Source organism: Ancylobacter polymorphus, from assembly GCF_022836935.1.
GTDB lineage: Bacteria > Pseudomonadota > Alphaproteobacteria > Rhizobiales > Xanthobacteraceae > Ancylobacter > Ancylobacter polymorphus_A.
On the sequence record NZ_CP083240.1, the window covers coordinates 40,823 to 56,434 of the forward strand.

10 protein-coding genes and 2 pseudogenes are annotated in these 15,612 nt (G+C 61.2%); 6 read left to right on the forward strand and 6 right to left on the reverse strand.

Going from position 1 to position 15,612, the window contains the following annotated elements:
• Positions 1-38: 38 nt before the first annotated feature.
• Positions 39-1,016 (reverse strand): chromate resistance protein ChrB domain-containing protein, encoded by a 978-nt coding sequence (locus K9D25_RS21230; protein WP_051796645.1) that lies wholly within the window; start codon positions 1,014-1,016, stop codon positions 39-41.
• Positions 1,017-1,112: 96 nt separating this feature from the next.
• On the opposite strand from K9D25_RS21230, the gene K9D25_RS21235 reads away from it, so the two are divergent.
• The 5 genes and pseudogenes from K9D25_RS21235 to K9D25_RS21255 all read left to right on the forward strand — a co-directional run bounded on the left by K9D25_RS21235 (position 1,113) and on the right by K9D25_RS21255 (position 5,863).
• Positions 1,113-2,381: a chromate transporter gene (locus K9D25_RS21235; RefSeq protein WP_191321058.1), complete on the forward strand. Its 1,269-nt coding sequence runs from the start codon at positions 1,113-1,115 to the stop codon at positions 2,379-2,381.
• Between the two features lie 24 nt (positions 2,382-2,405).
• Positions 2,406-2,861 (forward strand): chromate resistance protein ChrB domain-containing protein, encoded by a 456-nt coding sequence (locus K9D25_RS21240; RefSeq protein WP_035227954.1) that lies wholly within the window; start codon positions 2,406-2,408, stop codon positions 2,859-2,861.
• Between the two features lie 115 nt (positions 2,862-2,976).
• Positions 2,977-3,868: pseudogene (locus K9D25_RS21245) on the forward strand (DUF1259 domain-containing protein).
• Positions 3,869-3,965: 97 nt separating this feature from the next.
• Positions 3,966-4,559 (forward strand): superoxide dismutase, encoded by a 594-nt coding sequence (locus K9D25_RS21250; protein ID WP_035227957.1) that lies wholly within the window; start codon positions 3,966-3,968, stop codon positions 4,557-4,559.
• A 116-nt stretch (positions 4,560-4,675) separates the two neighbouring features.
• On the forward strand, positions 4,676-5,863 hold the full coding sequence (locus K9D25_RS21255) for an MFS transporter (RefSeq protein ID WP_151652319.1): 1,188 nt from the start codon (positions 4,676-4,678) through the stop codon (positions 5,861-5,863).
• 137 nt (positions 5,864-6,000) lie between these two features.
• On the opposite strand, the gene K9D25_RS21260 is transcribed toward K9D25_RS21255, so the two are convergent.
• Complete coding sequence (locus tag K9D25_RS21260) at positions 6,001-8,910, reverse strand: Tn3 family transposase (protein ID WP_151652298.1); 2,910 nt, start codon at positions 8,908-8,910, stop codon at positions 6,001-6,003.
• Positions 8,911-9,322: 412 nt separating this feature from the next.
• A complete protein-coding gene (locus K9D25_RS21265; RefSeq protein ID WP_244451091.1) occupies positions 9,323-10,573 on the reverse strand; it encodes a Zn-dependent hydrolase in 1,251 nt (416 codons plus the stop codon).
• 498 nt (positions 10,574-11,071) lie between these two features.
• Here K9D25_RS21265 and K9D25_RS21270 point away from each other — a divergent pair, with 498 nt between their 5' ends.
• Positions 11,072-11,947, forward strand: a complete 876-nt coding sequence (locus K9D25_RS21270; RefSeq protein ID WP_244451092.1) for an IS110 family transposase — start codon at positions 11,072-11,074, stop codon at positions 11,945-11,947.
• A 260-nt stretch (positions 11,948-12,207) separates the two neighbouring features.
• Here the strand turns inward: K9D25_RS21270 and K9D25_RS21275 are convergent, their stop codons facing one another.
• The 3 genes and pseudogenes from K9D25_RS21275 to K9D25_RS21285 form a co-directional block, all read right to left on the reverse strand.
• On the reverse strand, positions 12,208-14,388 hold the full coding sequence (locus tag K9D25_RS21275) for a malate synthase G (RefSeq protein ID WP_432207965.1): 2,181 nt from the start codon (positions 14,386-14,388) through the stop codon (positions 12,208-12,210).
• Positions 14,389-14,500: 112 nt separating this feature from the next.
• Positions 14,501-14,749, reverse strand: a pseudogene (locus K9D25_RS21280) (FAD-binding protein); the annotation flags it as partial.
• A 163-nt stretch (positions 14,750-14,912) separates the two neighbouring features.
• Entirely contained in the window at positions 14,913-15,596 is a 684-nt protein-coding gene (locus K9D25_RS21285; RefSeq protein WP_244451094.1) for a glutathione S-transferase N-terminal domain-containing protein, read from the reverse strand.
• Between the last annotated feature and the right edge of the window lie 16 nt (positions 15,597-15,612).

A 15,612-nucleotide genomic window follows, 5' to 3' on the forward strand; every position in this document is an offset into this window, starting at 1 on the left:
TACTTTCGAGCCCGTTCTGAGTCCATCCCTGCGTCTCATCAGCGCTGCTTGCGGAAATACTGGTAGAGATTGTTGAAGACCGGAGCGCCCTGAGCGATGCGTTCCTCGTCGTCCGCATGAGCCATGGCGATGCCGGCGATCAGCCCAGCAATGCCCATGGCTTCCTCGCGGCCGAACTTGCCGTCCTTCAGGTCGATGTCGTGAACGATCTCGGCGATCGCCTGCAGTGCCGGGTCGTCGAGACCGGCGCGGGCAAGCAGCACCTCGAAACTGCAGCGGTCGCCCTCATGGGTGATTTCGCCTTCGAACATGTCGAAGCGCAGTTCCCCCGGCTTCGGGATATAGCCCTTGCCCGGCACGAAGCGGATGACAGCATCCGGGTCGATGAAACGGCGTATCAGCCAGCTACAGGCGATGCGGTCGATAAAGACGCCCTTGCGCGTAACCCAAACCCGTCCCTTGAGGTCTCGTATGTGCGCGGCCTCCGGCTGCTTCTCAATCATGTCTTTATCCTCCACCAGGCGCGCTTCGAGTTCCGCGATGGCGCCTTCGACCGACAGGCGGCCGCTTGCCCCGAAAAAGTCGATCGCCGCGAGGTCGGCAAGCCGCTTGCGCAGCCGGCCGAGCTGGCTACGCGCCTCGGCCGCATCCACCTCTGGCTGATCGAGCTTTGCCACGAGCGCTCGCGCGTCCCTGGCGATCTCGTCGTAGTCGGCGTCGCGCGCCGCATCGAACAACGCCCGCACCTGGTCGTCCGAAAAGCCGTCGATCAGACGCGCCTCGCAGACGATGGCTTCGCCACCGCCCTCGACGATCTCTTTCAGGAGCCACGCGAAGTCCTCCTGCGTCTCGGCGGTCGCAGGCAGCGCGTAGACGGTGCTCTTGACCGCGACTGCCCCGATGCCCTGCAGCCGCCGCCAGACCTTCACCCGGAAGTAGGCCGGCTTGGTCGGGATCTGATGAATCAGAAGAAGCCACTTCGCTGCGGATTGGCTCGAAATTACGTCATTTTCCATATTGATACCGTATCATTAGGACCATACAATGCAACAAGTGTATCAATTCGATTGACCAATTGAAGGTTTTCCTTATCCGAAGAGGCCTATTTCTACATGACTCAGACGCCCGACCTTGCCGGTAGCAATGCTTCTGATCAGCAAGAGCTAACTGTGCCCACCCTATCGCAATGGCAGATTTTCGTGCGCTTCCTGCGCTTTGGCCTCCTCGCATGGGGTGGACCTGTCGCGCAGATTGCGATGATCCGGCGAGAACTCGTGGATGAGGAGCGCTGGATCTCCAGCGGTCGGTTCAATCGCCTCCTTGCTGTCTATCAGGTGCTGCCGGGGCCTGAGGCGCACGAGTTGTGCGTTCATATAGGCATGCTTCCGGGCGGGCGTATGGGCGGCTTCCTTGCGGGACTCGGCTTCATGCTGCCGGGCTTCCTCCTGATGTTCGCTTTGTCGTGGCTCTATTTCACGATCGACATCACGCAATCGGCTTTAGGCCCAATCTTCCTTGGCGTTCAGGTTGCAGTGATCGCGCTGATCGTGCGCGCTGTCCATAGAATTGGGGGGCACGTTCTCCTCGACAAATGGCTCTGGGGCATCGGGATCGTGAGCGGTGCCGCAGCATTTCTCGGAGCGAGCTTCTGGATCACGCTTCCGGCAGCAGGGTTGGTCTACGCCTTCGCCGTGCGAAAACAGCATGCACTTGCGGCCCTCACCTTGGTAGCCGCCACCGTGCTCACTGTCCTGGTCGGGCCAGAGAGTGCAACAGGCCTGCTCGACAGCGCCCAGCAAAGCACAGCGCTCTCCGATGGATCGATCGCGCAGGACGCGTCGCTGGTGGGACTGTTTCTCTCTGGCCTCAAGGCCGGTCTCCTGACCTTTGGGGGAGCCTACACCGTCATTCCGTTCTTGCGCGACGACGCGGTGGGAAACGGCTGGATGACGGACGCCCAATTCCTCGACGGTCTCGCCCTGTCTGGAATCCTGCCCGCACCGCTCATCATCTTCTCCACCTTCGTCGGTTATTTTGGGGGCGGTCCGCTCGGCGCCATCGCCATGACGATCGGGATTTTCCTTCCAGCCTTCGGCTTTTCGCTGCTCTTCCATGAACGTCTGGAGAGCTTGGTCGAGAACAAGACGCTACACAGCTTCCTGGAAGGCGTATCCGCAGGCGTTGTGGGTCTGATCGCCGCGACGACGGTCGAACTCGCGCTTGTCGTCGTCGACCGGCTACCGTCGTTGCTTCTCGGCGGGGTGATCTTCGCGCTCGCTCTGGCCGTCCTCTATCTCTGGAAATCCAGGGTGAACGTCGTTCTGGCCGTTGTCGGAGCCGGCTTTCTGGGCTGGCTCGGCTTCGGCCTCCTCCTTGGATAATACGCAACACGAAGGAGAGATCGCATGAAATGGATTACACGGGAACGTCCGGTCATCGACCGTATCGCCTGCCCCTGGCTTGTTGCTCGGTTCATCGACAAGGAGCCTGAATTTCTGTTCGTGCCGCCGGACCGGGTGGTCGCCGCCGCCGAGGAGACCGGCGCCATCCCCTATGACGTTCCGGGCGTCGAACTCACCCATGTCGGGGACGGCTGCAGTTTCGACGCCTTCGTCGCGAAATACGACCTAGACCGCGATCCGGCGATCAAAACCATCGCCGCCATCGTGCGCGGCGCCGATACCGACCGCCACGATCTCACGCCGCAATCGGCCGGGCTGCTGGCCATTTCGATGGGGCTGCGGGACCTCACGCCCGACGATCAAGAGGTCCTGAAGCACGGCTTCGTGATCTATGACGCCCTTTATGCCTGGGCGTCCCAACGTCAGGCGGAAACCCATAACTGGCCACCCGCTGCATGAACACTATCGACCGGCCGGATGTCAGGCGGCTTTCGACGCTGCGTGACAATCCGGCCCGGTATTCCAGGAGAGGCGGCTGATCGAGGCGGGGAGGCGCCAACAGAGGAGTTAGGCAATGAAGAAAATGATCTTCACGGCGTTGATCGCCGCGATCTCGCTCGCAACACCGGCTCTTGCCGATCCCGACTGGCAGGCAGTCGGAAAGGCGCTCGGCAAGGAGGGCACTGTTCAGCCGGACGGTATCTATCGGGTGGGACTGCCCCGCTCAGACCTCAAAGTCCTGCTGGACGGTGTCGAGATCAAACCGGCGCTGGCGCTCGGCACCTGGCTCGCCTTTCAGCCCATGGGCGACACGGAGGCAATGGTGATGGGCGACCTGGTGCTCACGCACGAAGAGATTAACCCTGTGATGAAGGTGCTGGCCAAGCACGGGATCGAGGTCACTGCACTTCACAATCACCTGCTGCGCTCCGAGCCGGCAACGATGTACATGCACGTGAGCGGGCACGGCGATCCGGTGAAGCTCGCCGCCGCCCTTCATGCCGGCTTGGTGGAGAGCAAGACGCCGCTCTCCACCGCTTCGGCTGGCGCGACGCCTGCCCCGGCGGCGATCGACCTCGACACTTCAAGCATCGATCAAACGCTGGGCCATAAGGGTAAGATCAATGGCGGCGTCTATCAGGTCAGCATCCCGCGGGCGGAGCCGATCAAGGACGGCGGCATGGAGGTTCCCGAAACCATGGGCTCGGCGATCGCCATCAACTTCCAGCCGACCGGAAAACGGCAAGGCCGCGATCACCGGCGACTTCGTGCTGATCGCGGCAGAGGTCAATCCGGTTCTGCGGGCACTGCGCGAGAACGGAATCGAGGTGACCGCCCTGCACAACCACATGCTCGATGACGAGCCCCGCCTGTTCTTCATGCACTTCTGGGCCAATGACGACGCGGAAAAGCTGGCGCAAGGGCTGAGGAGCGCACTCGACAAGGTTCGCGTCGCAAAACGCTGAGGAGACGCCCGAGCTTACGGCGACAGCCCTATCACGACAGGACGGAGGCTCGGAGTGAGCCCCTGGATCAAACCTACTTTGAATGGGAGATGGAACAATGCCCTTCAGCATCAAACCGCTCGGCTGCGATCCGGCGCGCATCAAAGGCATGTCGGAACGCCTCATCATCAGCCATTACGAGAACAACTACAGCGGCGCGGTCAAACGCCTGAACCTCATCGAGGAGCAGCTCGCCGAGCTCGACTACGCATCCGCGCCCGGCTTTGTCGTCAATGGACTGAAGCGCGAGCAGCTCGTCGCGATGAATTCGATGATCCTGCACGAGCTGTTCTTCGATGGCTTGGGCGATCAATGCGAGCCGGGAACGACACTGGCAGACGCGCTGGCCCGCGATTTCGGCTCCTATGAGCGCTGGCGCAGCGAGTTCGTTGCCATGAGCAAAGCGCTTGGCGGCGGCTCCGGCTGGGTCCTGCTCACCTGGTCGCCGCGCGACCGCAAGCTTGTCAATCAATGGGCATCCGACCATTGCCACACACTGGCCGGCGGCGCGCCGATTCTGGCGCTCGACATGTATGAGCATTCCTACCACATCGACTTCGGCGCCAGCGCGGCGAACTATGTCGACACGTTCATGGCGGCGATCCGGTGGGAAAATGCGGATCGTCTGGTTCTCGAAGCGCAAAGCCGATAGCGGAACGGGTTTGAAGGGGCGTGCCACAGAGGGTGGAGGTGCGTTCCCGTTTATGGGATTGGCGGCCTGAGGAGGTGCACGAAAGGCAGAAACTCGGCACCAGACCTGCGCCGGAGATCCGACCCGCGACCTATCTCTTCGCGGCGCGCGCCTTGCGCGACTTCGGTGATGGCTTCGTGGCGATCCTGTTGCCGGTTTACCTGCTCGCGCTGGGATTTTCGCCGCTGCAGATCGGGATCATCGCGACGGCATCGCTGTTTGGCTCCGCGCTCCTGACGATCGCGGTTGGGCTTCTCGGCGTGTGGCGCGATCTCCGCCAGCTGCTGCTTGCCGCGACCGGTCTGATGATCGCCACCGGCATCGCCATGGCGATGGTCCACGAATACGCGTTGCTGTTGGTGATTGCCTTTGTCGGCACGATCAATCCTTCGGCGGGCAGCGTGAGCGTGTTCGTGCCGCTGGAGCACGCCGCGCTCACCCGTGAAGTGACCGACGCTGAGCGGACGAAGATGTTCGCGCGCTATAGCCTCGTCGGGGTGCTCGCAAGCGCCGTCGGCGCGCTGGCGGCAGCTATGCCCGACTTCATGGGCACCCTGGGCCTCGACAGGCTGACCGCCATCAAGCTGATGTTCGTGCTCTACGCCCTGGTCGGCGTGATTGGTGGTCTTCTTTATGCCCGCATACCGCGACGACGCCGCGCAATCGGGCCTGAAGAGGCGTCGGCGCTCGGGCCGTCGCGTGCCATCGTCTTCAAGCTTGCTGCCCTGTTCAGCCTCGATGCCTTCGCCGGCGGCTTCGTCGTCCAGTCCCTGCTCGCCCTGTGGCTGTTCGAGCGATTCGATCTGTCGCTTGCGGCGGCGGGCATGTTCTTCTTCTGGTCCGGCGTGCTGTCGGCGTTCTCGTTTCCCGTCGCAGCCTGGCTGTCGCGGCACATCGGGCTCATCAATACCATGGTGTTCACCCACATTCCGTCCAGCATCTTGCTGATGATGGCGGCCTTCGCGCCCACGTTGCCCCTGGCGCTCGCCTTGCTGCTGATCCGGGCCGCCCTCTCGCAGATGGACGTGCCGACGCGCTCGTCCTACGTGATGGCCGTTGTCACGGAGGCGGAGCGGACCGCGGCGGCGAGCTTCACATCGGTCCCGCGCAGTCTCGCGGCGGCAGCCAGTCCTGCGCTGGCGGGTGTGCTCTTCGCGGCCTCATATCGGGCCTGGCCGCTCGTCATCTGCGGAGCGCTGAAGATCACCTATGACCTGCTGTTGCTGGTGCAGTTCCGGCATCTCAAACCACCCGAGGAGCGTTAAAAGCCCGGATGCCATGATGCTGCCTCGCGTTCTTCCGCGCGCTTAGGGTAGGATTTCACCCCCTTCCCGCAAACCACCGCAAGTACACATACACAACAGGAATCTGGTTGCGATGGATTGCAGCGCCCCCGATCGGTTCATGCCGCAAGCCGGCCAAAATCGATCCGGCTGTTCAGATCGAGATCGAACCTGCCATAAGGATTGACGTGGCTGTAGATCAACGGTGTGAGTCCGCGATAATCCTCCGGCGTCATCCGGTCTACCCATTTCGGTTCCACCAACACGGTCTGAAGCATACGGGTGTTCACATAAACGAGCGACGCCTGCAGCAGATGCAGTGCGAGGGCGGAGATTTCCTGCTCGTCAATCCGGTTGGTGGCGATCTCGCCGCTCTTGCCGAAGAAGACGAAACCGTTGGCGCTGTTCCAGTTCTCGACGACATTCAGCCCCTCGTGGATTTCCCGGCGGAATGCCTCCTGACGAAGATAGCGGCACAGGAATATGGTCTTGACCGCGCGGCCGAGTTCGCTCAGCGCCTTGTAGGTCGGGTGCATCACTTCGGCACGGGCGAAACGGCGCAGGATCGCCTCCGGGTCCGCCGTTCTCGACTGCATGGCGGCGGTGTATTTGACCATCTCGTCATATTGCTGCACGATCTCGTCCCAGTTGATCGCTCCGGAAAGGATCGGCAGCAGATTCGGCAGTCGTGAACGCATCGCCGCTTCAGGGATTGCCAGCTTCTGGCGCGCAATCGCCTTCAGGCGCGGGGCGAGTTCAAAGCCGAGAAGGCGGCAAAATGCGAAACCGACCGCGCTCTGACCATGGCTATCGACATACTGGCGCTGGATTTCCATATCGGTGCAATGACGCAGCACACCTTCGATCATGGAGGCGACCTCCGAGGAAGAGCACCGCTTGAGCTGCGAATACACGCAGGTCGCTCGCTTCTCCACGTGCCAGTAGATCATGACGCCGCGCCCGCCGTAGCGGGCATGCCATTCCGTCATCAGATTGCGATCCCACGCGCCGAACTTCGTGGAATCGGACGCGCATGCCGTCCCGGCATCTCCCCAAACGGCGGCATTGCGGATGGCCAGGGTCGCGTTTGCAACCCGTGCGCACGCCTCCCTCAGCGCCGGCGCGTGGATAAAGCGGCGGTGAACATGCAGCAGCTCGTCGTAGCTGACATCAGGTGTGGCGCCGGCGATCCGCTTGAGCCCGGCATTCGTGCCGAGACCATAAAGGCACAACAGAAGCCGCCGATCCAGCGCCTCGCGCGACAGAGCAACTCTCGACGCCGATGTTTCGAAGGCCTCCAGCAGACCGATATCGAGTGCGGCTTCCTTCAGCACGTCGAGCAATCCTGTCATCGGCCAGCGTTGACCGATCTCACCCTTGATCGCTTCAAGCCCCTTCGGCTCCGGTAGAGGCTTGAACGGCGTGATCGATATGCGGTTTTCGCCGCGCCACAGCAGCCGGACCTTGTCGTTTCGTGGGATCGTTTCGTTCAGAAGCAGTAGCTCATGCTCAAGCTCCTGGCGAATGCCGGCTGTGAACGCTCGCGCATCCGCGGTCAGGTTGAGGCCTGTGTAATAGGCGTTACGACGGATTTCGAAGTCCCTGGGAAGATCGTCGTCAGGATTGCGATAGCGGTCCGCACCGACAACCCAGATCTCCTTGGAGCGGATGCGATCCCGCAATTGGGTGAGGACACAAAGCTCGTAGCTGATCCGGTTCACACGGCCATCGTTATCGATGACCGAACTGCGCCATCTGGCCGGAATAACCTCGTCAATCGGCACATCCTGCATCGGCACGAACCGGCAGCCATCATCGACCTTGCTCTTGATCCAATCCAGCGCCGCCAGAACCGGACGCCACACGGTGTTGTTCGACCGGAATTCCAGAACCGAAAGCAGGCTGGGCAGCATGCGCCGGTAATGATTGGCCCAGGACGAGCGCATCACCTTATATATGCGCCGGTCGAGAGCCCCTTTCGCCTGGCTCTCCTTGACGATCGCCGCCAGCTTGTCCCTGCCTACGATAGGGAAGATGACATCGCAGACGCGCCCCGCGGGCTCGTCGATCGAAGCGCTGGCAATCTCAACCAGCAATCTTTCCTTGCCATAGACCCGCTCGATATCCTTCGCGATATCGCCTACGACCTTGCGTTTCGAGCGCGTCCCGATCTTGTGGACCGTCTCGATCAGCAGGTCGACCATGGCGTCCGTGAGTTGCGCTTCCCGCGACAAAAGATAAATCGCGTAGAGGCCGATTTGTCTGGCCGGCGCGTGCCGCCGCATCTCCCAGGCCTTTTCGCCGGCGACACGGCGGACGATCTGTTCCACCCATGCCTTGCCGGTCGTCGACAAGATATCCTGTGGCAGATCAAGTTTCTGAATGAAGGCAAGTTTTGCCGTCATCGCGAGGACGTTGTCGAGCGTGGCCTGGCCAGCATCACCTCTCATCGTATTGAAGCCGGTCTGGCCGTCTGCCTCGGCAATAGAAGCCTCCAGCAGTGCGACCGTGCTTGCTGAAAGGCGAGCGCTCAATCCGGCCAACCAGTCGTCGAGATAATGTTGCCGCTGCGAACGCACCAGGCGTTCCAGTTCCTTGTGCGACGGGCCGTATATGGAACGGTCCCGGCACCACAAAAAAACCTGCTCGAGCATGGCGCCAACCGATTGCCCGGTCGGACACAGTTCGCTAGCGATCCATAATGTCAGCTCTTCCCGATCGGACCGTTTCAGGCGCCGAAAGCCGAGATGCTGCAAAATCTCGGCACAATGCCGGCGTGCAGTCCGGCCGGAGAAATCGTACTGGTTCACGGCGTCACATTCGACGCCAAGCTGCTCGGCCAAATATGCAACGCCATCCGCGGGGACTGAGGCATGGTCCCGTACGAAGAAGCCGTGCGCGGCGAAGAACTTGAGCTGAACCCCCAATCCCAGTCGCGCCGGGGCCGGCTTGCCGTTCACAAAATCCATGTCGGAAAAGCTCAGACTCCAACGCCCGATAAATTCCTCATTCGAAATACGCAAACCCATCAGTCTACTCCATAATTCGGAACAGACTGTCGTTCCCTGCAAATTCAGCTGTCAATCATCGCCACCGTGTTCCCACAACGTTCGTCAACTTGGCCAAAATCCCAGCTTCGAGCCGACAGGGCCTATTTCCTGGTGCATGAACACGCAAAGGTGGACCATCCAGTCGTCCTGGCATTCTCGGAATGGATCAGGTCGCAGTTGCAGAAGGTCGAGCTCACGTAACATGCCAGTTGCGCAGTGAGCATCGCACTGTAACAGACGCTGGTGAACATATTGTCATGTCGCTGACCTGCTTGCTTTCCGCTGAAGGCGGACGGCGGTGACGTGCTCCTCCGAATTCCAGCACCGGGATCGGTCACCTCGATGCTGGCGCTGCCGCCGCCGGATCGCCCCGGCGGCGGCAGCGCCAGCATCAATCGACCACCTCGGCGGTACGCAGCACCGCCTGCAGCAGCACATCCGCGCCGTTGCTCGCCCATGCGGGCAGGATGTCCTCGGCCTCGTTGTGGCTGAGCCCGTCGACGCAGGGGCAGAAGATCATTGCCGCCGGCGCGGTGCGCGCGACCCAGCAGGCATCGTGCCCGGCACCCGACACCATGTCGCGGTGCGAATAGCCGAGTTCGCTCGCCGCCTCGCGCAGCACGGCGAGCAGCCCGGTATCGAACGGCGTCGGGTCGAACGCGCCGACCTCCTCGATGGAAACGCCGATACCCAGCTCGGCGGCGATTTCCCGCGCGGCCTGCTTCACCGCGTCGGCCATGGAGACGAGAGGTCCCAGTTCCGGGTGACGCAGATCCGCCGTCAGCACCACCTTGCCGGGCAAGATGTTGCGCGAGTTCGGAGCGAACGAGATCTGCCCCACCGCACCCATTGCGAGCGGACCATGCGCGCGGGCGATGGTCTCGATCCGCTCGATGAGGCGCGCGGCGCCGAGGCTGGCATTGAGACGGCGCTCCATCGGCGTGGAGCCGGTATGCGCCTCGCGGCCGGTCAGCGTCACCTCGATCCAGCGCAGCCCCTGGCCGTGGGTGACGATGCCGATGTCGGTTGCCACTTCTTCGAGGATCGGCCCCTGCTCGATATGCAGCTCGAAATAGGCGTGCGCCTTGCGCTGGCCGACGGGCTCCTCGCCCTTGAAGCCGATCCGCTCGAGCTCGCCGCCGAGCGTGTGCCCCTCCGCATCGGTGCGCGCATAGGCCCAGTCCAGGGTGTAGACGCCGGCATAGACGCCGGCGGCGACCATGGCGGGGGCGAAGCGCGAACCCTCCTCATTGGTCCAGTTCACCACCTCGACCGGACGGCGGGTGCGGATGCCGAGCTCGTTCAGCGTGCTGACCACTTCGAGTGCCGCGAGCACACCGAGCACGCCGTCGAATTTGCCGCCGGTCGGCTGAGTGTCGAGATGCGAGCCGATGAGAATGGGCAGCGCGTCGGGATCGGTGCCGGCGCGCCGGGCGAACATGGAGCCCATGGCATCCACGGCGGGGAGAAGCCCCTCCTGCTCACACCAGCTCTTGAACAGCAGCCGCCCCTCGCGGTCCGCATCGGTCAGCGCCTGGCGGTTATTGCCGCCCGCGATGCCGGGGCCGATCTGCGCCATCTGCATCAGGCGGCTCCACAACCGCTCGCCGTCGACGCGCATGTTTCCGGTTTGTTGGTTCATTCGCCTCTCACTCTCGTCCGCATATCGTCAGCCGCAGCAGGCCACCTTCCGGCGGCGGCACAAGGGAGATGATAGCCGGGAAAGCTCGGATGCGAATCCTCTACTGCCCGGATGTCCCCTGCGATACGCTGCCGGCTTGGATTGATCCTGGTTTCGTAGACACTGAGTTCGTCACGGAGGGGGCCAGCAGCGCCTTCTGCCATTCTCCTGGTAACCAGCTGAACACCACCGAGGTCGAGCATCGCGACGCGGATCAATTCAGGGATAGACGTCCAATCCAGCGCGAACGGAAGCTTTGGCAGAGTCCGGTATGCGACATCAGCAAGCAACGTGGCAGGTCGGTTCTTGATCATAATCTCTATGAACCTATGTCTTTTCGGCTATCACAGGATAGATTGTTTGGGTCCATCGGCGCCGGAAGCATGCGTAATCGGGCGGACCCGCGAGGGTTCAAGCTCCCATTAGGATCTCGGCAGATCCAACAGGGAGGAAGTCGCGATGTTCTACGCTGCGCTGGATGTGTCGCTGCGCTCGGTGGCGATCTGCATCATCGACCATGACGGAAAGATTTGCCTCGAGCGCTCGGTGCGGTCCGACGTTTCCGATGTCCTTCTTGGCCTCGCGGGGTTCGATCAGCCGATCCATCAGGTCGGTTTTGAGGCTGGCGCGCTGACGCAGCCCATCACCTACGGGCTGACGGAGGCTGGCTACGACGTCGTTTGCATGGAAGCGCGTCAGGTCGCGGCTGCGCTTTCGGCGATGCGGAACAAGACGGACAAGCACGATGCCCGTGGCATCGCCCAGATTCTCCGGTCGGGGTGGTACAGCCGGGCGCATGTGAAGAGCGTCGAGAGCCACCACATGCGAGCGCTGCTAACGAGCCGCAAGGTGATGCAGCGCAAGTGCATCGACCTCGAGAACGAGATCCGCGGCCTGCTGCGGATATTCGGCGTAGTCCTGCCTCTCCGGCTATCCCGCGCCGCTTTCGATGTCGCTGTTCGCGAGACGATCGAGACCGATCCTGCGCTCAGCCATGCGCTCCTGCCAATGCTGGAGGCGCGGGCGATGCTCTTCGAGACCTTCACCGAGCTTGATCGACGGGTGAAGCGGGCTGCGCGCGAAGACGCGATCTGTCGGCGCTTCATGATCGTGCCGGGCGTTGGCGAGATCACCGCCCTCAGCTTCAAGGCTGCCGTGGACGATCCTGCTCGCTTCAAGAGTTCTCGCACGGTCGGAGCCCACTTCGGACTGACGCCCAGGCGCTTCCAGTCCGGCGAGACGGACAATCCAGGTCGGATCTCCCATGCCGGTGACGTTGACGTTCGCGCTGCGCTCGCGGTGTCAGCGCGATGGCGACGATCCTACCGCAACTAATGGCACTATCGGATTAGCCAGCACCATTCCGTCGACATGGAACACCGTTCGAATGCTCGCCTTCCTGGTCCAGCAACATCCGCACTGCGCGGGCACGCACCTCAGGCGAAAACTTGCTCGTCGTCCTGCTCGTCATAAGCCCCAGCCTCTCAGGCATTGGGGCCCCGACAAGCCCGGGTGGCACACCTAACCTCCGCGAGCCGGTCTCGATTATCGCGTCAGCTGGTTCAGAGTTATCGTTATTGTCACTCGCCCCATTCTCAATCCGAATCAAGAATTTCGAGCCTGCGCCGATGCAGAACCGGCTCGGTGTAGCCATTCGGCTGGTCGCGGCCTTTAAATACCAGATCACAGGCGGCGAGAAACGCTATCGAGCGGTCAAAGTCAGGCGCCATTGACCGATAGTTGGCGTCACCCTCGTTCTGCCGGTCGACGACCGCTGCCATGCGTTTGAGCGTTGCCATCACCTGCGCTTGGGTCGTCACGCCGTGATGCAGCCAGTTAGCGATGTGCTGGGCAGAAATGCGTAGCGTAGCCCGGTCTTCCATCAGGCCGATATTATTAATGTCGGGCACCTTGGAACAGCCGATGCCCCGATCGACCCAGCGCACGACATAGCCCAGGATACCCTGCGCATTGTTGTCCAGTTCGCGCTGGATGTCCTCGAGCGTCCAGTTAGGCTGCGTGGCGACAGGCACGGAAAGGATGTCGTCCAGTTTCGCTTTCGGCCTGCTCTTCAGCGCCCGCTGAACGACATGCACATCGACCTTGTGATAGTGCATGGCGTGCAGCGTGGCGGCCGTTGGCGACGGTACCCAAGCGGTGTTTGCGCCGGCCCTCGGATGGGCGATCTTCTGCTCCAGCATCGCCGCCATCATATCGGGCATCGCCCACATGCCTTTGCCAATCTGCGCCCTTCCCTGAAGGCCGCACTCCAGTCCGGTATCTACGTTCCAGTTCTCGTAGGCCTGGATCCATGTCGCCTGCTTCATGTCGTCCTTGCGGATCATCGGCCCCGCCTCCATCGACGTATGGATTTCATCGCCGGTGCGGTCGAGGAAGCCGGTATTGATGAAGACTACGCGTTGCGACGCAGCGCGTATGCATTCCTTGAGGTTCACCGTGGTGCGGCGCTCCTCGTCCATGAGGCCCATCTTGATGGTGTTGCGTTCCATGCCGAGGAGATCTTCCACCCGCTCGAACAGTTCGACGGCAAAGGCCACTTCCTCGGGTCCGTGCATTTTCGGCTTGACGACATACATCGAGCCTGCACGCGAATTCTTGCGACGCCCGTTCGGGCCGATATCGTGCAGCGCGATCAGGGCGGTCATGGCTGCATCCATGATACCTTCCGGCACTTCGTAGCCGTCGTGGTCGAGGATGGCAGGGTTCGTCATCAGGTGGCCTACATTGCGCACCAGCATAAGCGAGCGCCGTTTGACCTCCAACGGCGCCCCGTCAGGTGCCTTGTATTCAGAGTCGGGGTCCAGGCGTCGGGTAAAGGTCGTGCCGCCCTTTGACACCTCCTCTTCGAGGTCGCCCCTCATCAGGCCCAGCCAGTTGCGATAGACCGCCACCTTGTCGTCCGCATCGACTGCGGCAACGGAGTCCTCGCAGTCCATGATGGTGGTGATGGCAGATTCCAGCCGCATGTCGGCGATGTGGGCAGGATCGCCCTTGCCGATGAGCGAGTCGGCATCAATGATCAATTCAATGCCGAGGCCATTATTGCGTATCAATAGCGATTCGGGGGCTTCTGCATTGCCCAGAAAGCCAGCAAACTTCTCAGACTGCTCAAGACCAGTCGAGCGCCCGTCGAGCAGCGCGACGACCAGCGTAGCATCTTGTACTATGAAAGACTCTGCGTCGCTCCACGACGCCCCGGCCAACGCTGCGGCATTGTCGAGGAAGTTGCGCGCCCATGCGACAACGGCGTTTCCGCGCAGCGCGTTGTAGCCCTTGCCACGTTGCTTGCCGTCTGCATCGTCGATCGCGTCCGTGCCATAGAGCGTGTCGTAGAGCGAGCCCCAACGGGCGTTTGCCGCGTTCAATGCAAAGCGTGCGTTTATCATCGGCACGACGAGCTGTGGCCCCGCGATCGTCGCGATTTCAGGATCGACATTGGCGGTCGATACCTTGAAGGTTGGCCCCTCCTCCAGCAGGTAGCCAATCTCCTTGAGAAAGGCCTTGTAGGAGCCGAGGTCCAGAGGCGCCCTATTCTGGCGGTGGTATTGATCGATTCTATCCTGGATTTCGTCGCGCTTTGCGAGCAGTGCTTGGTTCCTTGGCGCAAGGTCACGTACGATATCGGCGAAACCTCGCCAGAAATTTTCTGAGTCAATACCGGTATCCAGAAGCACTTCCGTCTCAATAAAGCGATAGAGACTGCGATAAATAGCCAGATTGGCGACTGTAATACGTCCAGAAAGCTGATCCATCATTCCTGTCGTCCGCTTCACTAGCCTCGGTATTCGAGTGACGTCACCGTGCCGGAGGCGCGCGCCTGCCGGCCTCTCGCCCAGTTCAGAAATCCGACCGCGTGCACGAGAGCATCTCCGCGACATTGCCGCCGATGGAGCAGACGATTTGCGAGGAGGGATCCGGCGCATGGCAGAATCCCTCCTGCTCATCCGCAGTGGTCATGCCCAGATTGGTGACGCCGAGCCGCGCCACCACCGCGCGGTCCGGGAAACCAATCTCAAGAATGCGGTTGACGCGGCTCATCACCAGCAGAACGGCGCCTGCCAGAGGACGTGATCTCTCCGACAGCAAGGTGCCCGATCTGCGCGGTACGACGCGCACGCCGGCCTCGAACTCCGGTCTCGCACTGACGGATGCGAGCACGCCGACATTTAAGATCCAGTGTTCCCGAATCCTGCCTCAAACTGGCTTGCTCGCATTGCACACGTGCTGGCGATCGATCAAAGACTACAAAGTCTGCCTATGATTTATTATGAATAGTTTCCTATCGCGTCTTTCCAAACATATTATTCCATTCATCCGTTCCCGGATTTGCTTCCCAAACCTTCTTTTCCGCCAGTGTATTCAACCCAGCATGGACGCCGGGTCTGTTCTTGATGGCCTGATACCACCGATCAATGTTCGGATAGTCGGCCAAGTCTCTGCGGTGCAGCTTGCGGGTGCGCACCCACGGGAATGTGCTGATGTCGGCGATAGAATAGTCTCCAGCAAGATATTCTTTCGCACTCAAGCGCTTCTCTAGGATATTGTAAATCCGACCTACTTCCCGATCGTAGCGTTCGATTGCGTAGTCGACCTTCTCGGACGCATAGACCATGAAATGATGCGCCTGACCAAGCATTGGCCCCATAGTCGTATTCTGGAATATGAGCCACTGGATCGCCTCATATCGCTTCTCAGCGTCTTCAGATAGAAAACGCCCCGTCTTTTCGGCAAGATAAAGAAGTATTGCCGCCGATTCGAAGATGCCGATCGGCCTGTTGTGTGGGCCATCGTGATCAACGATGGCTGGCACCTTGTTGTTTGGATTAATCTCAAGAAACTCCGGCCGAAACTGTTCGCCCGCTGTGATGTTAACTGGAATGACATTGTAAGGCAGGTCCAGTTCGGCGAGCATTATCGCCGCCTTGTAGCCATTCGGAGTTGGCCAGAAGTAGAGATCAATCATGGACGCCAAATCCCGA